This is a genomic window from Streptomyces sp. 7R007 (genome assembly GCF_054850255.1).
Genome location: NZ_JBTWMV010000029.1, coordinates 46,774 through 69,593, shown reverse-complemented (window position 1 = coordinate 69,593; position 22,820 = coordinate 46,774). Strand labels below are relative to the sequence as shown.

The 22,820-nt window shown below is 71.1% G+C and carries 17 protein-coding genes; 3 read left to right on the top strand and 14 right to left on the bottom strand.

Annotated features, from left to right (window positions below; translation table 11 throughout):
- Nucleotides 1-5 precede the first annotated feature (5 nt).
- The 11 genes from ACYF6T_RS30695 to dxr all read right to left on the bottom strand — a co-directional run bounded on the left by ACYF6T_RS30695 (nucleotide 6) and on the right by dxr (nucleotide 13,612).
- Complete coding sequence (locus ACYF6T_RS30695; protein WP_461700516.1) at nucleotides 6-854, bottom strand: GNAT family N-acetyltransferase; 849 nt, start codon at nucleotides 852-854, stop codon at nucleotides 6-8.
- Between the two features lie 96 nt (nucleotides 855-950).
- The gene (locus tag ACYF6T_RS30690; protein WP_461700515.1) at nucleotides 951-2,735 is read right to left on the bottom strand and encodes an alpha-L-fucosidase; all 1,785 of its coding nucleotides are present in this window, start codon (nucleotides 2,733-2,735) and stop codon (nucleotides 951-953) included.
- Nucleotides 2,732-4,129, bottom strand: a complete 1,398-nt coding sequence (locus tag ACYF6T_RS30685; RefSeq protein ID WP_461700514.1) for a glycoside hydrolase family 28 protein — start codon at nucleotides 4,127-4,129, stop codon at nucleotides 2,732-2,734. The genes ACYF6T_RS30690 and ACYF6T_RS30685 overlap by 4 nt, the downstream gene beginning before the upstream one ends.
- A 59-nt stretch (nucleotides 4,130-4,188) precedes the next feature.
- Nucleotides 4,189-5,073: an ABC transporter permease gene (locus tag ACYF6T_RS30680; RefSeq protein WP_461700513.1), complete on the bottom strand. Its 885-nt coding sequence runs from the start codon at nucleotides 5,071-5,073 to the stop codon at nucleotides 4,189-4,191.
- Complete coding sequence (locus tag ACYF6T_RS30675) at nucleotides 5,073-5,972, bottom strand: ABC transporter permease (protein WP_461700511.1); 900 nt, start codon at nucleotides 5,970-5,972, stop codon at nucleotides 5,073-5,075. Before ACYF6T_RS30675 ends, ACYF6T_RS30680 begins: the two co-directional genes overlap by 1 nt.
- On the bottom strand, nucleotides 5,969-7,072 hold the full coding sequence (locus ACYF6T_RS30670) for an ABC transporter ATP-binding protein (RefSeq protein WP_461700510.1): 1,104 nt from the start codon (nucleotides 7,070-7,072) through the stop codon (nucleotides 5,969-5,971). The genes ACYF6T_RS30675 and ACYF6T_RS30670 overlap by 4 nt, the downstream gene beginning before the upstream one ends.
- Before the next feature lie 4 nt (nucleotides 7,073-7,076).
- Nucleotides 7,077-8,303 carry a type 2 periplasmic-binding domain-containing protein gene (locus ACYF6T_RS30665; RefSeq protein ID WP_461700509.1) on the bottom strand — a complete coding sequence of 409 codons (1,227 nt, stop codon included), beginning with the start codon at nucleotides 8,301-8,303 and terminating at the stop codon, nucleotides 7,077-7,079.
- A 112-nt stretch (nucleotides 8,304-8,415) separates the two neighbouring features.
- Nucleotides 8,416-9,438, bottom strand: a complete 1,023-nt coding sequence (locus tag ACYF6T_RS30660; RefSeq protein ID WP_461700507.1) for a LacI family DNA-binding transcriptional regulator — start codon at nucleotides 9,436-9,438, stop codon at nucleotides 8,416-8,418.
- 289 nt (nucleotides 9,439-9,727) lie between these two features.
- A complete protein-coding gene (gene ispG / locus ACYF6T_RS30655; RefSeq protein ID WP_461700506.1) occupies nucleotides 9,728-10,885 on the bottom strand; it encodes a flavodoxin-dependent (E)-4-hydroxy-3-methylbut-2-enyl-diphosphate synthase in 1,158 nt (385 codons plus the stop codon).
- 169 nt (nucleotides 10,886-11,054) lie between these two features.
- The gene (locus ACYF6T_RS30650; RefSeq protein WP_461700535.1) at nucleotides 11,055-12,347 is read right to left on the bottom strand and encodes a M50 family metallopeptidase; all 1,293 of its coding nucleotides are present in this window, start codon (nucleotides 12,345-12,347) and stop codon (nucleotides 11,055-11,057) included.
- An 8-nt stretch (nucleotides 12,348-12,355) separates the two neighbouring features.
- Nucleotides 12,356-13,612, bottom strand: a complete 1,257-nt coding sequence (dxr, locus tag ACYF6T_RS30645) for a 1-deoxy-D-xylulose-5-phosphate reductoisomerase (RefSeq protein ID WP_461700505.1) — start codon at nucleotides 13,610-13,612, stop codon at nucleotides 12,356-12,358.
- 189 nt (nucleotides 13,613-13,801) lie between these two features.
- Here dxr and ACYF6T_RS30640 point away from each other — a divergent pair, with 189 nt between their 5' ends.
- Nucleotides 13,802-14,251, top strand: coding sequence for a lamin tail domain-containing protein (locus ACYF6T_RS30640; protein WP_461700503.1), 450 nt, complete (start codon nucleotides 13,802-13,804; stop codon nucleotides 14,249-14,251).
- 1 nt (nucleotide 14,252) lies between these two features.
- Here the strand turns inward: ACYF6T_RS30640 and ACYF6T_RS30635 are convergent, their stop codons facing one another.
- Complete coding sequence (locus ACYF6T_RS30635) at nucleotides 14,253-16,196, bottom strand: acyl-CoA dehydrogenase family protein (protein WP_461700502.1); 1,944 nt, start codon at nucleotides 16,194-16,196, stop codon at nucleotides 14,253-14,255.
- A gap of 376 nt (nucleotides 16,197-16,572) precedes the next feature.
- Between ACYF6T_RS30635 and ACYF6T_RS30630 the strand changes: the two genes are divergently transcribed.
- Both ACYF6T_RS30630 and ACYF6T_RS30625 read left to right on the top strand, forming a co-directional pair.
- On the top strand, nucleotides 16,573-17,589 hold the full coding sequence (locus ACYF6T_RS30630) for a LacI family DNA-binding transcriptional regulator (RefSeq protein ID WP_461700501.1): 1,017 nt from the start codon (nucleotides 16,573-16,575) through the stop codon (nucleotides 17,587-17,589).
- 137 nt (nucleotides 17,590-17,726) lie between these two features.
- Complete coding sequence (locus ACYF6T_RS30625; RefSeq protein WP_461700500.1) at nucleotides 17,727-19,775, top strand: glycoside hydrolase family 31 protein; 2,049 nt, start codon at nucleotides 17,727-17,729, stop codon at nucleotides 19,773-19,775.
- A 40-nt stretch (nucleotides 19,776-19,815) separates the two neighbouring features.
- Here ACYF6T_RS30625 and ACYF6T_RS30620 read toward each other — a convergent pair whose 3' ends face one another.
- Together ACYF6T_RS30620 and ACYF6T_RS30615 are read right to left on the bottom strand one after the other, a co-directional pair.
- A complete protein-coding gene (locus ACYF6T_RS30620; RefSeq protein ID WP_461700499.1) occupies nucleotides 19,816-20,532 on the bottom strand; it encodes a glycoside hydrolase family 12 protein in 717 nt (238 codons plus the stop codon).
- Between the two features lie 36 nt (nucleotides 20,533-20,568).
- Entirely contained in the window at nucleotides 20,569-22,758 is a 2,190-nt protein-coding gene (locus ACYF6T_RS30615; protein WP_461700498.1) for a glycosyl hydrolase family 95 catalytic domain-containing protein, read from the bottom strand.
- Nucleotides 22,759-22,820 lie beyond the last annotated feature (62 nt).

Genomic DNA, 22,820 nt, shown 5'->3' with positions numbered 1-22,820 from the left:
GGGGGTCAGAACAGCACGCTCATGAAGGCGCCGACCTCCTGGAAGCCCACCCTCAGATAGGTCCGCCGGGCGGCCGTGTTGAAGTCGTTCACGTACAGGCTCACGACGGGCGCCACGTCCGCCAGCGCGTAGCGCAGCACCGCCGCCATGCCGGGTGCCGCGAAGCCCCTGCCCCGGTACTCGGGGGCCACCCACACGCCCTGGATCTGGCAGGCCTGGGCGGTGGCCGCGCCGATCTCCGCCTTGAAGACGACCTTGCCCTGGTCGTCGAGGCGGGCGAAGGAGCGGCCGGCGCCGACGAGTTCGGCGACCCGGGCCTGGTAGAGCAGGCCGCCGTCCCCGGCCAGCGGCGAGACGCCGACCTCCTCGGTGAACATCGCCACGCACGCCGGCATGATCGTCTCCATCTCGTCCTTGCGGATGCGGCGGACGTAGGGATCCGGGGCGACGGTGTCGGGCATGCGGTCGGTGACCATGAGGGGCTGGTGGGCGCGGACCTCGCGGGCCGGGCCCCAGCTGGGTTCGAGCAGCCGCCACAGCTGGGCGGTGGGCTCGGCCGGGCCGACGATGGAGGAGCAGCGGCGGCCGGCCCTGCGGGCGCGGTCGGCGAAGGCGCGGACGGCACGCGGGGTGGCGCAGATGGGCACCAGGTTGGCGCCCGCGTAGCACAGGGAGGTCAGCATGCCGTCCTCGTAGAAGCCCCACATCTCGCCGCCGAGCCGCCACGGGTCGAGGCCGGCGACCTGCACCCGGGAGGTCACGAAGGCGTTCGCGACCGGCTCGCGGTCGAGGACGGCGAGCGCGGCGTCCAGGTCGCTCGGTTCGAGCACTCGGGAAGTGGTCTGAGTCAACACGTGCGGGCCTCACCCTGAGGTTCTGCTGATCTCCGCACTGTACCCGGCGATTTTGTGCCGCGCCGCCCCGTGGAACGGCGCGGTGGGGCGGGGGCGTCAGCCGTGGCCGGTGGGATGGCCGTAACCGACCTGTATCTCGTCGATCCTCAGTTGCCGGTAGTGGACCGGGACCGTCGCGGCCGCCCAGGTGGTGGGGACGTCGAGGCGCAGGTAGCGGGTGCGCAGCCCCGCGCCGAGGTCGATGAAGCGGACACCGCGGGCGCTTTCCAGCACTCCGGCCCTCACCTCACGCCATGTCGTCCCGTCGTCACTGACGGAGACCGTGTAGTCCTTGATCCGCGCGGAGTCCTCTTTCCGGCCGAAGGTCTCCCTGTTGTACGTCGGCGACCACTCGCGCTGGTTGATCCCGAGGAAGGACGCCGTGCGGACCCGGCCGAGGTCGAGGGTGTAGGTGGCGGGCAGGACACCGTTGTTGTCGGTGTACGTGGTGAAGTCACCGTCGGTGAGGGCGGGTTCGGACGCCTTGACCAGGCCGGTGGGGTACACGCCCGCGCGGTGCGGTGCCGTCCGGACCTGGAAGACGGTGTCGTACGGGTCCCAGTCGGTGACGCCCTCGACGGTGAGGGTGCCGTCGCGCTGGTCGAAGGGGAACCGCCTGCCCGTGCGCAGGTCGGTGACCCTCTCGATCCGGTAGCCGTTGTCGCGGACGCGGACCTGGTCGCCGGCGGCCGGCCGGGTGGTGACGTGGACGTACTGGGTGGTGGGGTCGGTGCGGCTGACGGTGATGTAGCCGTGGGCGCCGTCGTTCCAACTGCCGGGCTGCATGCCGCCGTAGCGGAAGCCGCCGCCGTACACCCCGTGCAGGGAGCGCCAGATGGGCGGCAGGTAGTCCCGCATCAGGTCCAGGAACCTCTCCTGCTGCGGGGGGAAGCGGCCGTTCACCATGGCGGTGAAGTCCATGAGGGAGAGGATGGAGTTGCCGGCGTTGGCGACGTAGCGGTCGACGTTCAGACCGGTCGACACCGGGCGATCCTGGCCGTCGTACCACCAGCTCCCGGTGTCGGGGACCTTGTAGCAGGACTCGGTGAGGCGGGGCATGGGGGTCCAGATCGCCGAGGGCTGGTCGTACGGCGGCGTCATGCCGACCTTCTGCTCGTGGGACACCATGTCCATGATCGGGGTGTCCTCGTTGTTGTTGCTCAGGGTCATGTCCGGGCGCAGCCGGCGGATCTGTTCGTAGAGCCGGTGCTGTTCCCAGTACTCGTTGTCGTTGTCGATCCAGAAGCCGGCGAGCTTCGGGTAGTCGCGCATCACCTCGAAGAAGTTGTCGTAGCCGAACTCGCCGAAGCCCTCGCGGGTGGTGAGGTCGACGTCGTGGCCCTTGTAGGCGGAGTAGGCGGCGGAGTCGAGGGTCTCGACGCCCTGTTCGTCATGCCATGTGGGGTCGTCGGTCATGTAGAGGACGACCTTGAGGCCCTTGGCGTCGGCCGCCCTGATCAGCTCGCCGAGGATGTCGCGCCTGGTCGAGCAGGAGCCGGGGATCGCCGACGGCCAGGGGCGGGCGTAGCCGAGCCGGGAGTGGAAGGTGGCCAGCACGATGTAGCCGGCGCGGATCTTGCGGGCCTCGTCGACCCAGTACTCCGGGTTCCAGCCGCCGTCGGTGACGTCGTTCTCCCAGCTCGCGCAGTCGAGGTGCCTGGGGGCGGTGAACATGCCCCAGTGCAGGAAGAGGCCGGCGGTGGCGCCGCGCAGCATGGTCTGGCGGGGCGGGTACGGGACGTGCCGGGCGGTCGCGTGGGACGCGGGCGCCGTGAACAGGCCGCACAGCAGGGCGAGTACGGCCGCCCACAGCAGGTGGACGGGGTGGCGTGCGGGTCTCATGGACGCGTGACCTCCGTGCCGTTGACGGTGACGCGGTGGAAGGTGAGGTCGTCGGTGTACGTCACCGTGTCCGGGCCGCGGACGCCGGTGAACGCGCAGTGGTCGAGGCGGACGCGGCGCAGGTGGTCGGTGGGCACGCCGTCGAGGCGCAGCACGGCCGCGGCGCCGTCCAGACGGGTGCGGGCCACGGTGATGTCCTCGACCCGGACGGGGAGGGTGCCGCCCTCGCCGCCGTTGTAGTCCAGGGTGACGAAGACGGCCTCCCGGTCGACGCCGGCGCCGGTGATGTCGCGCAGGTGCACGCCGGAGACGTAGCCGCCGCGCTTCTTGCCCGTCTTGACGTAGAGCGGGTACTTGACGGGGTAACGGCCCGGGAAGTCGGGTGAGTTGATCACGCAGCGTTCGGCGAAGACGTTGCGCACCCCGCCCGACATCTCGCTGCCGACGGCGAGCCCGCCCCAGCGGCCGGAGAAGCGGCAGTCCTGCACGACGATGTTCTCGCTGGGCACGCCCACCCGCCGGCCGTCCTCGTCACGGCCGGACTTCACGGCCACGCAGTCGTCGTTGGTGTCGAAGGAGCAGTCGGTGATGTGCACGTCCCGGCAGGCCTCGGGGTCGCAGCCGTCGGTGTTGTGGAGGCTGCTGTCGACGGTGACGCGGCGGACGGTAACGTTGGCCGAGAGCACCGGGTGCACGGTCCACATCGGCGGGTCGACCAGGGCGACGTCGCTGACCAGGACGTCACGGCAGCGGTGGAACTGGATGAGCTGGGGGCGCAGGTGGTGGCCGGCGCCGAAGACGCGGTCGGCGACGGGGACGCCCGCGCTGCCCATCTGGCGCAGGAGTTCCTGGTCCGGTGCCTGGAGCGTGCCGTCGCGGTACCAGCTCTCCCAGGGGCCGAGGCGGGCCTGGCCGTCGAGGATGCCGGTGCCGGTGACGGCGACGTTCACGCAGCCGTGGGCGTAGACGAAGGGCGAGTAGTTCCAGCACTCGGTGCCCTCCCAGCGGGTGAGGACCGCGGGGAGGTGGTCGGCGGGGTCGGGGCTGAAGGCGATGACGGCGTTCTCGGTGACGTGCAGGTCGACGCCGCTCCGCAGCTGGATCGCTCCTGTCAGGTACCTGCCATCAGGGACGACGACATGGCCGCCGCCGGCCTCGTGGGCGGCGGTGACGGCCCGCCGGAACGCCTCCGTGCAGGGCACCACTCCCCCGGGGACGGCGCCGAAGTCCCGTATGTCGAAGGAGCGGTGCGGGAAGCGGGGCGGGCGGACGCGGGCGAGGATGCGCGGAACCTCGGCCCAGGGGTCGTCGGCCGCCGCCCCGGCCGGCGGCGGGGCCGGCAGGGCGGCGGTCGCGGCCAGGCCGCCCACGGCGAGGGCGGTGCGTCGGGACATGCGTGCGGGCAAGGGGGATCACCTGTCTCTGCTGGTTGCTTCCGGTGCGCTGCGGTCGGTCAGTCGTGGGCCTGCTCCTCCCTGACCCGGGTGACGAGCTGCGTCGGGTTGACGAAGCGCAGGGCGATCACCAGCAGCACGAGCATGGACAGCGTGTACATCACCGCCATCGCGTCGACGGACTGCTGGGCGCGGATGCCGGCCGAGAAGACCGCGTAGTACAGCGCCACGACCAGCGTCTGGCTGTCGGGGCCCGCGGTGAGGAAGGTCAGCTCGAACATGCCGACCGTGCGGACCAGGACCAGCACCGAGGCCGCCAGCATCCCCGGCACCAGCAGCGGCGCCAGCACCCGCAGCAGCACCGCCGTCGTGCGCGCCCCGCACATCCGCGCCGCCGCCTCGATGCGCGGGTCGATCTGCTCGATGAACGGCGTCATGGTCAGCACCACGAACGGCACCGACGGCACCAGGTTCGCCAGGACCACGCCGGTCAGCGTGCCCGCCAGCCGGAACTTGTACAGGACGGTGGCGAGCGGGATGCCGTAGGTCAGCGGCGGGACCAGGATCGGCAGCAGGAACAGCAGCAGGACGAGCTTGCGGCCGGGGAAGCCGCGGCGGGCGAGCGCGTAGGCGGCCGGTACGCCGAGGACCACCGACACGGCGACGACCAGCAGCGACACCAGGGCGGTGGTCCAGAAGACCTGGCCCAGCGAGAACTCCCGCCAGGCCTCGCCGTACCACTTCGTCGTCCAGCCCTCGGGCAGCCAGCTGGTGAACCAGCGGGTGCCGAAGGAGTCGGCGAGCGGCACGCCGACGACTCCGGCGAGGTTGCCGAAGAAGAACCCGAAGACGACGACGGCCACCCAGGCGGCGGGTCTGCGCCACCACGGCCGCGGGCGCGCGGGGGCCCCGGTCCGTACGGGGGTTTCGGCCACGTCGGTCATCAGCCCTTGCCTCCCGTCGCGCCGCGGTACAGCAGCGAGCGCCAGCCCAGCACGAGGGCGACCACCGCGAGCATCACGGCGGCCATGATCATGGCGATCGCCGAGCCGAGCGCGTAGTCGAACTTCTGGAACGCCGCCTGGTACGCCTCGATGGAGATGACGTGCGTGGCGCCGCGCGGGTCGCCGACGAGCTGCGCCGAGGGGAACACGGCGAAGGCGAGCACGAAGGACAGGCAGAAGGTGATCGCGAGGCCGGGGGCGAGCAGCGGCAGGGTGATGTGCCGGAAGCGGTGCCACCGGCCGGCGCCCAGCGTGGCCGCCGCCTGCTCCAGGCTCGGGTCGATGCCGGTGAGGTAGGACAGCGTCAGCAGGTAGGAGAAGGGGAAGCCGGTGATGAGCAGGGAGGCCAGAACTCCCCAGTAGTCGTGCACCAGTTGGAGCGGCTGGTCGGTCAGGCCGAGGTCGTGCAGGACCTTGTTCAGCCAGCCGTTCGGGCCGAGGTAGCCGAGCAGGCCCTCCGCGGTGAGGACCGTGCCGAGGGTGATCGGCATGACGAGCAGGGTGGTCAGGGTGCGCCGGCCGCGGAAGGGGCGGCGGGTGAGGAAGGCCACCGGGATCGCGGCCAGGCAGGTGACCAGCGCGGTGGGCACGGCCAGTTTCAGCGTGAGCCAGATCGTCTCGCGCAGGTACGGGTCGTCGAAGAAGCGCCGGTAGTCGGCGAGTGGTCCGCCGCCGTCCTTCGGCTGGAAGGAGAGCTGGAGGCCGTAGAGGAACGGATAGCAGAAGAGCAGGACGAGGAAGAGGACGCCGGGGACGAGCAGGAGCAGCGTGCGGTCGATGCCGCGCTCGGCGAGGCGGTGCCGGAGGGCGGGGCGGGCGTCGGTGCGGCGGACGTTCACGGGGCGGTCACCGGCTTCGGGTCCTCGGCGGGGCGGGCCGCGGGGGCCTCGGCGGCGAACACCAGCACCCGCTCGGCGGGCGCGGCCAGGCGTACCTCGTCGTCGGGGGCGAGCCGGGCGCGGGTACGGAAGTGGACGCGCTGACCGTCCGGCAGGACCGCCTGGACGGCGAGTTCACGGCCGTGGTACTCGACGACCTCGACGCGGACCGGCAGCCCCTCACCGCCGGTGACCACGTCGAGGTCCTCGGGCCGCACCGCGACCGTCACCGCCGCCCCCGGCGCCGTACCGGCACGGTCGAGCCCCGTCAGGCGCGTTCCCGCGACCTCCGTCTGCGCCCGGCCGTCCGCCGTGCCGGCGACCCTGGCGTGGAGCATCGTGCGGTAGCCCATGAACCCGGCGACGTACCGGTTGGCGGGGCGGCCGTAGACCTCCTCCGGTGTGCCGATCTGCTGCGTGCGCCCGTCCCGCAGCACCACGAGCCGGTCGGCCAGCGACAGCGCCTCCTCCTGATCGTGCGTCACGTACACGGTGGTCAGGCCGAGTTGCCGGTGCAGGCGCTTGATCTCCGCCCGCATCTCCAGTCTGAGCGCCGCGTCCAGGTTGGACAGGGGCTCGTCCATCAGCACCAGCCGCGGTTCGAGGACGACGGCCCGCGCGATGGCGACGCGCTGCTGCTGTCCGCCGGAGAGCCGGCCGGGCCGCTGGTGCGCCTGCTCGGTCAGATGCACCAACTCCAGTGCCCGCTCGACCCGTTCGGCGGCCTCGGCCTTCGGCACCCGGCCCATGCGCAGCCCGAAGGCGACGTTGCCGCGCACGGTCATGTGCGGGAACAGCGCGTAGTTCTGGAAGACCATGCCGAATCCGCGCCGTTCGGGGGCGACGTGGTCGACGCGCTCGCCGTCCAGCAGGATCGCCCCGCCGGTCAGCGGCAGCAGCCCGGCCAGGCAGTTCAGCGCGGTCGACTTGCCGCACCCGGAGGGCCCGAGCAGCGCGACGAACTCGCCGCCCGTGATCTCCAGGTCCAGTTCGTGCAGGGCCTGGTGGCGGCCGAACCGGCGCGAGACGCGCTCCAGCCGCAGCGTGCGGATGCGGGCCATGCGATCAGCCGCCCGCCACGTTCCGGCTCCACAGGTCGAAGGCGGTGACCTGCTGCCCGGCCGGGAGGGACGGCTTCTTCGGGAACCGGTCGATCCAGGAGTCGAAGTCCGGCACACCGTACTCCCTGATCGTCCGCCGGGACTTCGCCGGCGCCATCGACAGCGGTACGTCCCGCACGGCCGGGCCCGGGTAGAAGTAGCCGTCGTCGTACGCCTTCGCCTGCTGCGCCGGCGTCAGGATCCACCTGATGAGGTTGAGGTCGGCCGACATGACGTCCGCGCTGACGCCCTTCGGTACGACCGCGTACTGGGCGTCGGTCACCCATGTCATGTCGTCGAAGCGGGCGATCTTCATGCCCTTGGGGACGGTGCCCAGGGCACGCGGGTTGATGTACCAGCCGGTGGTGCTCTGGACCATGTCGACCTGGCCGGAGGCGAGGTTCTTCATGGTCTCCGTGGTCCCGGAGGCGTACGGCGCCGCGTACTTGTCGAGCTCCTTCAGGTACGCCCAGGTCTTGTCCCAGCCGTGCACGGGGTCGGTGGGGTCCTTGTCGCCGAGCAGGTACGGCAGCCCCATCAGCCAGGTGCGTCCGGGGCCGGAGTTGGCGGGGTCGGCGTACTGGTAGCGCTTGGGGTGGGCCCTGGCCCAGGCGAGGAGTTCCCGCGTGGTCCTCGGCGGGGTCCCGACCCTGGCCGGGTTGTACTCGACCAGCGGCCCGGACGGGTAGTAGACGATCTCCTGGCCCTTGCCCTGCGCCAACTCGGCCATGTCGGCGGCCGGTGGGAGGTAGTCGGGGCTGCCGACGACGTCCTCGTGGGCGGCGAGGTCGGACCACAGGCCCTGCGAGATACCGGCCGCGAGTCCGTCGGTGCCGGTCAGCACGAGGTCGATCTGGACCCGGCCCGCCTGCTGCTGCGCCTTGATCTTGCCGGCGAGTTCCGGGGCCGGGGCCTTGGCGTAGGTGACCTTGGAGACGATCTCCGGGTGCGCCGCGCGGAACGCGTCGATCATGCCCTGGGTGAGCTGGAGGTTGCCGGCGACGTCCAGGATGTCGAGGGAGACCGGCTTGGCGGGCTTGGCGGGAATCTTCTGCTCCGCCGCCTTGTCATCGGATGACTTGTCGTCGGGCGCCCCACAGGCGGCGACGGCACCGATGACCAGCAGGGCCGCCACGGCGAGCCGCGGTAACGGATGTCGACGAGCTCGATAGCTGTACTGATGGCGGGACACGGCAGCTCCTGCGGGCGTCGGCCGGGCGGGGCCCGGTGCTGAGACAGCGCTTCCTCGGTCCGTGTGCTCGAACAAGTTCCTGCGAGACATCGGAGCTGTCAAGACGCTGTGCTCAGATTGGTCCGGACGAACCGCGAACGCGCAGCTCAACGGGGAGAGTCACGGATTCCACTCCGTCGTCCCCCGCCATGAGCCGCGCCAGCGCGTCCCCGGCGACCCGGCCGAGTCCGCCGCGGGGTACCGCTACCGTCGTCAGCGGCGGCGAGGAGTAGCGGGCGAGGTCGATCTCGTCGAACCCGGTCAGGGACAGCTGCGCCGGCACCCGCACGCCGGTCTCGGTCAGCCGGGACAGCAGGCCCAGGGCGACGAAGTCGTTGTACGCGACGACGGCGGTGGCCGCGCTGTCGAGGACGGCGGGCCCGGCGTCGTACCCCTCGTCGGTGGTGGACCCGCAGGCCAGGACGGTCACCTCGAGCCCGAAGGCGCGGGCGCCGGACAGGGCGCGCAGCCGCTCCTTGTTGGCCCAGGAGCCCTGCGGGCCGGCGAGGTAGGCGACCTTGCGGTGGCCCAGTTGCGAGAGGTGGCCGCACAGGGCGAGCAGGCCCTGGTAGAAGTCCACGCAGACGGAGGTCAGGGCGAGGCCGGGTTCCTGCCGGTTGGCGACGAGGAGCGGCAGTCCGCGGGCGACGAGGGCGGCGAGGTCCCGGCGGGGCATGCGGGGCGAGGCGAGCAGCAGCCCGTCGGCGTAGCGCATCAGGTCCTCGGCGAGTTCGCGCTCCACCGCCGGGTCCTCGTCGGAGTCCATGACGACGACCCGGGCGCCGCGCTCGCGGGCGGCGGCGGAGAACGTCTTGATGAGGTCGCTGAAGTGCGGGTTCGCCAGGTCGGGCACGAGGACGCCGATGCTGCCCGACCGGCCTCGGGCCAGGCCCTGGGCGGCGGCGCTGGGCCGGTAGCCGAGCTCGTCGATGGCCAGCCGTACGCGGCCGGCGAGGACGGGGTCGACGGTGCCGATGCCGTTGAGCACGCGGGAGACGGTGGAGACGGAGGCGTCGGCTGCGCGGGCGACGTCCGCGATGGTGACGCGCTTGGCCCGGGCCGGTGTCCGCGCCCGCCGGGGCTCCGCCATGGCCATCGGGCTCTCCCTCCGGTCCGCCCCGAGAGCACGCCGGGGAGCGCTTTCTCGGCGCCGACGGTCGTGACGACGTCGTGAGAGAAGCTAGCGGCGACACCCGGACCGGGGAAGATCCCCCACCGACGGCCCGCAAACGACGCCCCTTGAACGACCGGCTTCCGCGGTGGGGAGTGGCTCACTCTGGGAGGTGGCGGGCTTGGGAGGTGGCTGACTTCGCACGCAAGCCCCGGAGCCCTCGGCGTCTCCTGCGATGGTCGCTCCGTCTCGCCAAGCTCTCGACGTACGCCGCTCAGCCCGTCACCGAGACCGACGGCTCGCCCGAGGCGACGCCGGACGCCTCCATCTGTTCGGCCAGCTTCATGGCCTCCTCGATGAGGGTTTCCACGATCTTGGACTCGGGGACGGTCTTGATGACCTCGCCCTTGACGAAGATCTGGCCCTTGCCGTTGCCGGAGGCGACGCCGAGGTCGGCCTCGCGGGCCTCGCCGGGGCCGTTGACCACGCAGCCCATGACGGCCACGCGAAGGGGGACGTCCATGCCGGTGAGTCCCGCGGTGACCTCTTCGGCCAGCTTGTAGACGTCGACCTGGGCGCGCCCGCAGGACGGGCAGGAGACGATCTCCAGACCGCGCTGCTTGAGGTTGAGCGACTCCAGGATCTGGTTGCCGACCTTGACCTCCTCCACGGGCGGCGCGGAGAGGGAGACGCGGATCGTGTCGCCGATGCCCTGGGAGAGGAGGGCGCCGAAGGCGACGGCCGACTTGATGGTGCCCTGGAACGCCGGGCCCGCCTCCGTCACACCGAGGTGCAGCGGGTAGTCGCACTGCGCGGCGAGCTGCCGGTACGCCTCGATCATCACGACCGGGTCGTTGTGCTTGACGGAGATCTTGATGTCCCGGAAGTCGTGCTCCTCGAAGAGCGACGCCTCCCACAGGGCGGACTCGACGAGGGCCTCCGGTGTCGCCTTGCCGTACTTCTGGAGCAGCCGCTTGTCCAGGGAGCCCGCGTTGACGCCGATGCGGATCGGCGTGCCGTGGTCCTTGGCGGCCTTGGCGATCTCCTTGACCTTGTCGTCGAACTGCTTGATGTTCCCGGGGTTCACCCGCACCGCGGCGCAGCCGGCCTCGATCGCCGCGAAGACGTACTTCGGCTGAAAGTGGATGTCGGCGATGACCGGGATCTGCGACTTCTTGGCGATGGTCGCCAGCGCGTCCGCGTCGTCCTGCGTGGGGCAGGCGACCCGCACGATCTGGCAGCCGGACGCGGTGAGCTCGGCGATCTGCTGGAGCGTGGCGCCGATGTCCGACGTACGCGTGGTGGTCATGGACTGGACCGAGACCGGCGCGTCCCCGCCGACCGCCACGGAGCCGACCTGGATCTGCCGGCTCTTCCGGCGCTCGGCGAGCTTGGTCGGAACGGACGGCATGCCGAGAGAAATCGCAGTCATCTGCTGTGCAACCCCAAGTCGTGGATCAAGGTCCGGTCCCGTCAGCGCCGGGCTCCAGGCTTCGAGATTACGGCACACGCGCAGGCCCAGGCACATCCCGCCCCCTAAACCCACTCAATGGAAGGCGGCCTGGAACAAACAGTTCCAGGCCGCCGCGAACTAAGCGTGACTACGTGATTTTCACCGGGTTAACCACGTCCGCCACCAGCACGAGAAGGGTGAAGCAGACGAAGATGCCCGCCACCACGTACGCCACCGGCATCAGCTTCGCCACGTCGAACGGGCCCGGGTCCGGCCGGCGCAGCACCTTCGCCACGTTCCGCCGCAGGGACTCCCACAGGGCGCCCGCGATGTGGCCGCCGTCCAGGGGCAGCAGCGGGAGCATGTTGAACAGGAACAGGGAGAGGTTGAAGCCGGCGACCAGCATGACGAACATCGCCAGCTGCTGGCTGGCCGGGATGTCGAGGGTGAAGATCTCGCCGCCGACCCGGGCCGCGCCGACCACGCCCATCGGGGAGTCGGCCGCGCGCTTGCCGTCACCGAAGGCCGCGTCCCACAGGCCGGGGATCTTGGCGGGCAGGCCAGCGATGGAGTCGACGGCGTCGCCGACGCGGTCGCCCATCCAGGTCACCGACTGGCCGAAGTCCTGCTTGACGATGCCGGTGGCGGCGCTGAAGCCGAGGAAGCCGGCGCGGACGTACTGGCCCTGGACGATCTGGCCGCTGGAGTCCTTCTTGGCGACCTGGTTGGTGGCGATGGTGGCGTGGAGCGTGAGCTCCTTGCCCTTGCGCTCGACGACGATCGGGACCGTCTTGCCGGGGGTGGCGCGGATCAGGTCGGAGAGCTTGTTCCAGTCGTCCGTCCTCACACCGTCGAAGGAGACGATCTTGTCGCCGGCCTTCAGACCCGCCGCCGCGGCCGGGGAGGCCGGGTCGGACTTCTTGCAGGAGTCGCGGTTCTCGCTCTGGGCGATGACGCACTGGGAGACCGAGCTGACGGTCGTCGTCTGCTGGGAGATGCCGAAGCCCATCAGGACGGTGAAGAAGAGGCCCACCGCCAGGATGAGGTTCATGAAGGGGCCCGCGAACATCACGATGACCCGCTTCCAGGGGGCGCGGGTGTAGAAGAGGCGGGTCTCGTCGCCGGGGCGCAGTTCCTCGAAGGCCGCCGAGCGGGCGTCCTCGATCATGCCGCGCCAGGGCGAGGTGGAGCGGGCGGTGAGCTGGCCGTCGGGGCCGGGCGGGAACATGCCGATCATGCGGATGTAGCCGCCGAACGGGACGGCCTTGATGCCGTACTCGGTCTCGCCCTTCTTGCGCGACCAGATGGTGGGGCCGAAGCCGACCATGTACTGCGGCACGCGGATGCCGAAGAGCTTGGCCGTGGAGAGGTGTCCCAGCTCGTGCCACGCGATCGAGACCAGCAGGCCGAACGCGAAGACCACTATGCCGAGGAAGAACATCAGGGTCGTCATGCACGGGCCTCCGCCGTCTGTGCCGCCAGTTCCCGGGCCCGGGTGCGGGCCCAGGTCTCCGCTTCGAGGACGTCCGACACGGTGAGCGAGGTTCCCGTGACCGGGGTGCCGTGCTCCTCCACCACCCGCGTCACGGTCTCCATGATCCCGTTGAACGGCAGCGCGCCGCCGCGGAACGCCTCCACGCACTCCTCGTTGGCCGCATTGAACACCGCCGGGGCGGTGCCCGCGAGCTCGCCGACGTGCCGGGCGAGGCCGACCGAGGGGAACGCGTCGTTGTCGAGCGGGAAGAACTCCCACGTCGAGGCCTTGCTCCAGTCGAAGGCGGGGGCCGCGTCGGGCACCCGCTCCGGCCAGCCGAGGCCGATGGCGATCGGCCCGCGCATGTCGGGCGGGGTCGCCTGGGCGATCGTCGATCCGTCCGTGAACTCAATCATCGAGTGGACATACGACTGGGGATGCACGACCACCTCAATGCGGTCGAAGGGAATGTCGTAGAGGAGGTGCGCCTCGATGACCTCCAGCCCCTTGTTGACCAGCGTCGCGGAGTTGATCGTGATGACCGGGCCCATGGCCCAGGTGGGGTGGGCGAGGGCGTCCTCGACGGTGACGCCGGCGAGCTGTTCCTTCGTACGGCCGCGGAAGGGACCGCCGGAGGCGGTGACCACCAGCTTGCGCACGTCCGCTCTGGTGCCCGCGGCGAGGGCCTGGAAGAGGGCCGCGTGCTCGGAGTCGACCGGGATGATCTGCCCCGGCTTGGCGAGGGCCTTGACCAGCGGGCCGCCGACGATGAGCGACTCCTTGTTGGCGAGCGCCAGGGTGCGGCCGGCCTCCAGGGCGGCGAGCGTGGGGGCGAGTCCGATCGAGCCGGTGATGCCGTTCAGCACGGTGTGGCAGTCGGCGGCGGCGAGCTGGGTGGCCGCCTCCGGGCCGGCGAGGATCTCGGGGAGCGGCCGTCCCGCGCCGTACAGGCCGGTCAGCGCCTCGCGCAGCTGCGGTACGACGTCCTCGCGGGCGACCGCCACGGTCCGCACCCCGAGCCGGTGGGCCTGCTCGGCGAGGAGGGCGACCCGGCCGCCGTGGGCGGAGAGCCCGGTGACCCGGAAGCGGTCGGGGTTGCGCAGCACGAGGTCGACGGCCTGGGTGCCGATCGAGCCGGTGGAGCCGAGGATCACCACGTCCTTCGGACCGCCGCCCGCCACGGGGTCGTAGACGAGGTGCGGGTCGGCGAGAGGGGCTGGACTGTCGGTCATCCCTCCATTGTTGCCGAGGCCGGGCGGCAAAAGGACAGCGCGTCCCTCGGGCGGGTGGCTTGTCGGTTCCTGTGCGGATTGAAGCAGAAACCCCCTTTGTGAAGTACACGTGAAGATCTTGTGATAACACTTCTTCCCTACCGGTCGGCGGGACGGTCGGCCGGCGTACAAGACCCTGGGGGGATTTCGATGCGAATACGTGCTGCCCTGCCCGCGCTCGCGGGCGCCGCGCTGCTCACCGGCACCCTGCTCAGCTCTCCGGCCGAGGCGGCCGGCGGCGTGGTCATCTACCACGTCTGGTTCGACAGCCCCGGCTCGGACACGGGCTCCAACGCCAGCCTGAACGCGGAGTGGGTGCAGATCAAGAACACCAGCGGCTCGGCGATCTCGCTGAAGGGCTGGGTCCTGAAGGACAAGCAGAACCACAAGTACACCTTCAAGAACGTCAAGATCGGCGCCGGGAAGTACATGAAGATCCACACCGGCAAGGGCACGGACACCGCGTCGCACAAGTACCAGAACCGCGGCTGGTACGTCTGGAACAACACCAGCGACACCGCCACCCTGACCAAGGCCAGCGGTACGAAGGTTGACTCCTGTTCCTGGACGACGCGGGATCCGAGCGACAAGTACTGCTGACCTACCGGATCGGGCGGTGGACGTTGTCCCGCTTGGAGGGCCCGGGGTCCGTCTCCGCGATCCACGGGCCCTCGCCCGAGGGGTCGACGATGCCCGCCTCCAGCCACGCGTACGTGCCGGACAGCACGCCCTTGACCACCGTGCGGTCGAGGTCGTCGGTGTTGGTCCACAGCCGGTTGAAGAGTTCCTCGACGCGGATGCGGGCCTGGCGGCAGAAGGCGTCGGCGAGTTGGTAGGCCTCGCGGCCCTGGTGGCCCTGGCTGCGCAGGAGTTCGGCGCGCACGCAGGAGGCGCTCATCGCGAACAGTTCGGCGCCGATGTCCACGATCCGGCCCAGGAAGCCCTGCTTGGACTCCATGCGCCCCTGCCAGCGGGACATGGCGTAGAAGGTCGAGCGGGCCAGCTTGCGGGCGTGCCGTTCGACGTACCGCAGGTGCCCGGAGAGATCGACCTCGCGCTTGAACTCGCCGTAGGAGACCGGGAGTTGTCCGGGCCCGGCGACCAGTTTCGGCAGCCACCTGGCGTAGAAGACGCCGGCGCCCACGCCCGCCTTCGCCTTGTCCTGGAGGGACTTGTCGGGGTCGATGAGGTCGCCGGCGACGGACAGGTGGGCGTCGACCGCCTCGCGGGCGATGAGGAGGTGCATGATCTCCGTCGAGCCCTCGAAGATGCGGTTGATGCGCAGGTCGCGCAGGACCTGTTCGGCGGGGACGGCCCGTTCGCCGCGGGCCGCGAGGGACTCCGCGGTCTCGAAGCCGCGGCCGCCGCGGATCTGCACCAGTTCGTCGGCGATCTTCCAGGCCATCTCGGAGGCGTAGAGCTTGGCCAGCGCGCCCTCGATGCGGATGTCGTTGCGGTTCTCGTCGGCCATCTGCGAGGACAGGTCGAGCACGGACTCCAGGGCGAAGGTCGTCGCCGCGATGAAGGAGATCTTCGAACCGACCGCCTCGTGGTGGGCGATGGGCTTGCCCCACTGCTCGCGCGCGGCCGACCACTCGCGGGCGATCTTCAGGCACCACTTGCCGGCGGCCACGCAGGAGGCGGGCAGCGAGAGCCGGCCGGTGTTGAGCGTGGTCAGCGCGATCTTCAGGCCCTGGCCCTCCTCGCCGATGCGGTGGGCGGCGGGGACCCGGACCTGGTGGAAGCGGGTGACGCCGTTCTCGATGCCGCGCAGGCCCATGAAGGCGTTGCGGTTCTCGACGGTGATGCCGGGCGAGTTGGTCTCCACGACGAAGGCGGTGATGCCGCCCCGGTGGCCCTCGCTCCTGGGCACCCGCGCCATCACGACCAGCAGGTCGGCGACGACGCCGTTGGTGGTCCACAGCTTCACCCCGTCGAGGACGTAGTCGTCCCCGTCGGGCACCGCGCTGGTGGCCAGGCGGGCCGGGTCGGAGCCGACGTCGGGCTCGGTGAGCAGGAAGGCGCTGATGTCGGTGCGGGCGCACCGGGGCAGGAACGTCTCCTTCTGTTCCTGCGTGCCGAACAGCTTCAGCGGCTGCGGTACGCCGATCGACTGGTGGGCCGACAGCAGCACACCGATCGCGGGGCTGGCGGAACCGGCCAGGGTGAGCGCCTTGTTGTAGTACACCTGGGTGAGGCCGAGGCCGCCGTACTTGGTGTCGATCTTCATGCCGAGGGCGCCGAGTTCCTTGAGGCCCTGGACGACCTCGTCGGGGATGCGTCCCTCGCGTTCGATCAGGGCGCCGTCGACCTTGGTCTCGCAGAAGTCGCGCAGCTTGGCGAGGAACTCCTCACCGCGCTGGGCGGCCTCGTCGGTCGGCAGGGGGTGGGGGTGGATGAGGTCGAGGCGGAACCGGCCGAGGAACAGTTCCTTGGCGAAGCTGGGCTTGCGCCACTCCTGTTCCCGGGCCGCCTCCGCCACTTGGCGGGCCTCACGTTCGGAGACGGTGGGACGTCCAGCGGAGTCGGTGGGGCTGGCGGACATGAGGCTCACCTCGCCGCGAATCGGGATCTTGGACCGTATTGGTTACCGACGGGTGCTACCCGATCGTATGTACCCGATCCCGGGCGAGCCCACCACCCTTCGTGCAGCCGTTCGGCCGATGCCGGCCGAGTGGGTGGAGGCCGTCCGCCGTCCCGGGCGGGCCCGGTCCGCGGTGTTGCGTCGGGGGTCCTTCCGGGGGACGGTTCGGATACGACGGCTCCCACGGGTTCCTGCGAACGCGGCCCGGGAAAGCTGTCGAAGCGCTTCGACAGCCTATGGACACCCGCTCTCACGAGGAGCTAGTGTCGGACCACCCCCACCCACCCTTGTTCGCAACGCGCACTGTCGAAGCGCTTCACACCGCTGGGAGAGCTGGATGGTCACCCTCGCCGAGGTCGCCCAGCACGCCGGAGTCTCGGCGAGCACGGTGAGCTATGTCCTCAGCGGCAAGCGGTCCATCTCCGCGACCACCCGGCAGCGGGTCGAGCAGAGCATCCGCGAGCTGGGCTACCACCCGAACGCGGGCGCGCGGGCCCTGGCCAGCAACCGGTCGAACATCATCGCGCTGATGATCCCGCTGCGCACCGACATGTACGTGCCGGTGATGATGGAGATCGCCATCGCCGTCGCCACCACGGCCCGGACGCACGGTTACGACGTCCTGCTGCTGACCGGTGAGGAGGGACCCGACGCCGTCCGCCGGGTCACCGGCAGCGGGCTGGCCGACGCGATGATCCTGATGGACGTCGAACTCGACGACGAGCGGCTGCCGTTGCTGCGCGGCACCGACCAGCCCTCGGTGCTGATCGGGCTGCCCGCCGACACCACCGGTCTCACCTGTGTCGACCTCGACTTCCGGGCGACGGGCGCGTTGTGCGTGGAGCACCTGGCGATGCTCGGCCACCGCGACATCGCTGTCATCGGCGAGGCCCCCGCGGTCTACGAGCGGCACACCGGTTTCGCCGAGCGCACCCTCGACGGACTGCGCTCGCGCGCCCGGGAGTTGGGCATCCGGCTGCTGCACCGCCCGTGCGAGGGCGGATACGACGCGATGGCCGTCACCCTCGCCCGCATCCTCGACGAGCGCCCGGGCACCACGGGCTTCGTCGTGCAGAACGAGTCGGCGGTGGAGCCCCTGCTCGCGCTGCTGCGCCAGCAGGGCCGTGCCGTGCCCGAGGACGTGTCGGTGGTCGCGGTCTGCCCCGAACAGGTCGCCACGCAGGCCTCGGTGCGGCTGACGTCCGTCGCCATTCCCGCCCAGGAGATGGGCCGGTACGCCGTGGAGCACCTGGTCGCCAAGCTCGACGGCCGGGGCACGGACGACGTGGTGCTGATCGCGCCGGAGCTGACGGTCCGGGCGAGCACCGGACCGGCACCCTCCGGCCAGTCCTGACCCCGTCTTCCCCGTCCCGTCCTCCTCCGTCCCGCCTCCCTTGCCCGTCTTCCCCTGTCCGTCTTCCCCTGCCCGCCTTCGCTTGCCCGTCCTCTCTTGCCCGCGGGCACCCCTCTGACCTTTCGGGAGCACCCCTCGTGAATCAGCCTGCCGAAAACCAGACCAGTCAGGGCACGGTCGGCCTGGCGCAGTCGTCCCCCACCGTCGGCACCTTCCGCGAACGGGACGGCGCGCTGGAGTGGAGCGGCCGCCAGGAGACCCTCCGTGTCGAGCCGTGGGGGCCGGACGCGGTCCGGGTGCGCGCCCGGCTCGGCGGGCCGATCCTCGACGGGTTGCCGGGCGCGCTGCTCGACGAGCCGCCGGCCACCGGGTCCAGCGTCAAGATCGGTGACGGAGAAGGGCGGCTGACGGTCGGCGCGCTGACCGTCGAGGTCGACGCCGAGGGCCTGGTCCGCTTCGTGCGCACGGACGACGGCGGCGAGGTGCTGGCCGAGGAGCGGGCCCACTTCTGGTGGCCGGGCCCGCGGCTGTACACCGCCGTGGGCAACGGCCACCACCGCCTGGAGCAGCGCTTCGCCGCCTACGACGACGAGAAGCTGTACGGCCTGGGCCAGCACCAGCACGGCCGCCTCGACCAGAAGGGCCTGGTCCTCGACCTCGTCCAGCGCAACGCCGAGGTCTCCGTCCCCGTGCTCACCTCCAGCCGCGGCTACACCCTGCTGTGGAACAACCCGGCGATCGGCCGCGTGGAGCTGGCGCACAACGGCACCCGGTGGGTGGCCGACTCGGCACGACAGATCGACTACTGGATCACCGTGGGCGGCCCGGCCGACGGCCAGCGCCGCTACAGCGCGGTGACCGGCCGCACGCCGATGCTGCCGGAGTGGGCGGCGGGCTTCTGGCAGTGCAAGCTGCGCTACCGCACACAGGACGAACTCCTCGCCGTGGCCCGGGAGTACAAGCGGCGGGGACTGCCGATCTCGGCGATCGTCTGCGACTTCTTCCACTGGACGCACCTGGGCGAGTGGAAGTTCGACCCGAAGGAGTGGCCGGACCCGGCGGCGATGGTCCGCGAACTGGACGAGCTGGGCATCAAGTTGGTGGTGAGCGTGTGGCCGTCGGTGTCGCCGCTGAGTGAGAACCACCCGGTGATGGAGCAGCGCGGGTACTTCATCGGCACCCAGTACGGCCCGCTGGCGCACGCCGACTGGCCGGACAAGGAGGTCGCCTCGACGGTCCAGGTCGCCTTCTACGACGCGACGAACCCGGACGCGCGCCGGTTCGTGTGGTCGAGGGTGCGGGACAACTACCTGGTGCCGTACGGCATCACGGCGTTCTGGCTGGACGCCTGCGAACCCGAGCTCAAGCCCGGCTTCCAGGAGAACCTGCGCTACTGGGCGGGCCCCGGCCTGGAGGTCGGCAACCTCTACCCGGCCGAGAACTCCCGCACCTTCCACGACGGCCTGCGGGCCGAGGGCGAGGAGGTCATCACCCTCAACCGCTCGGCCTGGGCGGGCAGTCAGCGCTACGGCGCCGCCCTGTGGTCCGGTGACATCGGCACCGACTTCCCGACCCTGCGCCGGCAGATCGCGGCCGGCCTCAACACCGCGCTGTCGGGCATCCCCTGGTGGAACACGGACATCGGCGGCTTCCACGGCGGCGACCCGGACGACCCGGCGTACCGCGAGGTGATGGTGCGCTGGTTCCAGTTCGGCGCGCTGTCCCCGCTGATGCGCCTGCACGGCTTCCGCGACCCGGGCATGCCGCTCGGTCCGGAGATGACCGGCGGCCCGAACGAGGTGTGGTCGTACGGCGAGGAGGCCGGCGCGATCCTGGAGCGGTACCTGCGCCTGCGCGAGCGCCTGCGGCCGTACGTGCTGGAGGCCATGCGGGCGGCCCACGAGGAGGGGCTGCCGGTGATGCGGCCGCTGTTCCTGGAGTTCCCCGAGGACCAGGCGGCCTGGTCGGTCGACGACGCCTATCTGTTCGGGCCGGACCTGCTGGTCGCGCCGGTGCTCACGGCGGGTGCGACGGCCCGCACGGCGTACCTTCCGGCGGGGGCGTCGTGGACGGACGCGTGGACGGGTGAGACGTACGAGGGCGGTGCGCCCGTGACGGTCGACGCCCCGCTGGAGCGCATCCCGCTGTTCCTGCGCGACGGGGCGCGGCTGCCGATCGCGGACTGAGCGACGGGTCGGCCCCCGCGCCGGGGGCCGACCCTGCGGCTCAACTGCTGCTGACGCTCTCGCTGTTGACGGTGAAGTCCAGGCCGCCGGAGGAGGACGTGATCTCGAAGCCGAACTGCAGGTCGCCGATGGTCACGTTGCCGAACCAGCCCTTGGTGTCCTTGATCCACTTCAGGATCGGCAGGATGTTGACCGTGCCGGAGCTGGAGTTGGAGGTGCGGACGAAGGAGAACACGTCGTTGGCGCCGTTGTTGCCCTTGTAGACGGTCCAGGTGTGACCGCCCAGCGTGAGGGTGCCCTGCGAGGTGCCGAGCGGGCCGACGGCTCCGGTCTTGTTCATCCAGAGCATGATCTCGTAGTCGTAGTTGGTGTCCCAGATGTCGTACGACGTGTTGTACGCGCCGGACGACGGGACCGTGACGTTGTAGCTGCTGGAGAGCGAACCGAGCGAGGTGACCGACTTGTTGATCACCTTCTTGGCGTTGGGGTAGGACTTGATGCCGCCGGTGTTGGGGTGGTTGGCGTTGACGCCCCAGTTGGTGCCGGAGTTGGCCCAGATGCACTGGGTGCCGGCGCCGGAGCCCCAGATGTTGTTGTAGAGCGTGTAGCCGTTCAGCGTGGTGTTGGCCCACTGGTCGCAGGAGCTCCAGACGGCGGCGGAGGCGGGCGCGGAGGCGAGTCCGACCGTGGCGCCGAGGGCCAGCGCGGGCGCCACCAGCGCCATGGTGATCCTCTTCGTCAGGGTGCGTGTTGCCATGGTGTCCCTTCCATGGGTGGGGGGAGGTGCGGGGGGTTACCACGTCCCCAGGGTGAGGACGTGGTCTTCTCCGGCGACGAGGTCGAGCGGCCGTGCGCCGGAGGAAGTCCGGAGTTCGACGCGGCAACTGCGCGTGGGGCGCAGCACCGCGGTCGTCTCGTGCGGGCTCCAGGTCAGGTCGAGCCGGGCGCCGAACCGGGTGCGGACGCCGCGGAGCCGGCCGCTGGGGTGGGCGGCGGGCGGCGCGGGCAGCAGGACCAGGCGGTCGGGGGTGGACTGCACGAGCGCCTCGATCAGCACGGCGGGCAGGGTGTGGGCGGCGTCCGCGTTGTAGACGTCGCGGTGCGGGTAGTGGGCGCTCATCAGCGAGGTATGGAAGAAGTCGCCCTTGAGGACCTGGCCGAGGGCGTGCGCGACCCGTTCGCCGTCGCGCAGCCGGGCGGCGACCAGGGCGTGGTGCAGATGGCCGTGCGCGGAGTCGTTCTCGGCGCCGCGCAGTTCGAGGGCGCGGTGGGCGGCGGTGGCGAGGTCCGGGGTGTCGTAGGGGTTGATCTCGTCCAGGGGCCAGACGCCGTAGAGGTGGCTGAGGTGGCGGTGGTCGTAGGTGTCGTCGAGGCCGGGCCAGGCCCATTCGGCGAGGGCGCCGTCGGCGTTGACCCGGTGCGGTGGGAGCCGGTCGGCGAGGGCGCGCCAGCGGTCGGCGTGCTCGGGGTGGTACGCGGCGGCGGTCAGCAGGGCGTGCCGGGCGGCCGAGAGGTCCATGGCCGCGTTGAGCACGCCCCAGCCGGCACCCGCGGGGTGGTTCTCGGGCGAGTAGGAGGGGACGACGACCAGGTGGCCGTCCGGGTCCTCGCGGGTGAGGAAGTCCTCGTAGAACAGGGCGACTTCGGCGAGGGCGTGGGCGGTGCGGGGGTCGCGGGTGCCGTGGGTCTCGTCGTGGTCGACGAGCGGCTTGAGCAGCCAGTCGGCGCCGGCCGTCCACAGGTGCAGCGGGTACTCGCGGCTGAAGTGGTACGACAGCCCGGACGCGCCGTCGCTGTGCGCGGGGGCGACGACTCCGCGGCAGCCGAAGACGGTACGGGCGTTGTCGGCCCAGTCCGCGAGCTGACGGTTGATCAGCGACGCGTGGGCGGCGGTGACTTCGGGCAGGTCGGCGGCTGCCGCGGAGGCCGTCTGGAGGTTGAGGTTGGCGTCGTGGGTGAAGGCGCCGGACCAGGCCGTGTCCCAGTCGCCGGTCCACAGGCCGGTCAGGCGGGGCGGGTTGAGGCCGCTGGCGGAGAGCAGGTGGTAGCGGCCGGCGGCGAAGAGGCGCTCCAGGAGGGCGGGGCTGTCCGGTCGGGTGAGCAGCTGCGAGCCGGGCAAGCCGCGTTCGGCCGGGTCGGCGCCGAGGTCGAGGGTGACGCGTTCGTAGGCGGTGCGGTGGAGGGCGGTGTGCCGCTCCAGGAGGGTGGTGTACGGGTCCTCGGTGTCCGGCAGGGTGTCGCGCAGGGCGCGGGCGTGCGGTGCGGTGTCGAGGTCGCCGGTGTGCCGCAGCACCCGGGTCAGCAGCAGCACGGACTCGGCGCCGGTGACCCGCACGCCCGGGGGTGTGAGCGCGGTCTTGCCGCCGGTGACCACGACGAGGGTGAGCCCGGTGTACGCCGTCTCGCCGCCGGGGTAGCGGACGCGCAGGGTGAGCAGGGCGCCCTCGGGGCTGAGGACGGCGCCCTCGCCGACGGCGAGGTTGTGGGGCGCGCCGGGCAGCCGGTGGTCCAGGGTGACGTCGAGGCGGGCGGCGGTGACGTGCTGGACGACGACGTCGTCCGCCCGCGACACGAAGACGCGGCTGCCGAAGCCCTCGCAGACCTCCTCCACGACGCCGGTCGTGAAGTCGACCGAGCGGCGGTAGCGGCGCGGCTCGCCGCCGGACGCGCCGCGCAGCCGTACCTGGAAGGCGGGGTGGAAGGGCTGCACCCATTGCAGCGCGCGGCCGTCGGTGAAGGATTCGGCGGCGTGCAGGTCACCGGCGAGCAACCGGTCCTGTAGTGCGGGGAGTTCGGCGGCCAGCTGCGGCGGGCGGGCGGATTCGCCGCCGTTGGGGCGGACGAGGGCGTGATGGGTGACGACGACCCGCTCGTCGTTCGGTTCACCGAACACGAGGGCGCCGTGGTGGCCGTTGCCGCTCAGGAAGCCGTCCTCCCAGCGGGCGGCGGGGCGGGGTTCCCAGGTGCTGTGGACGAGGTTCATGGGCGCAACACCACCACGCCGTACCGGCCGAGGGCGACCTCGTCCGTGACGGTCACGCCGAT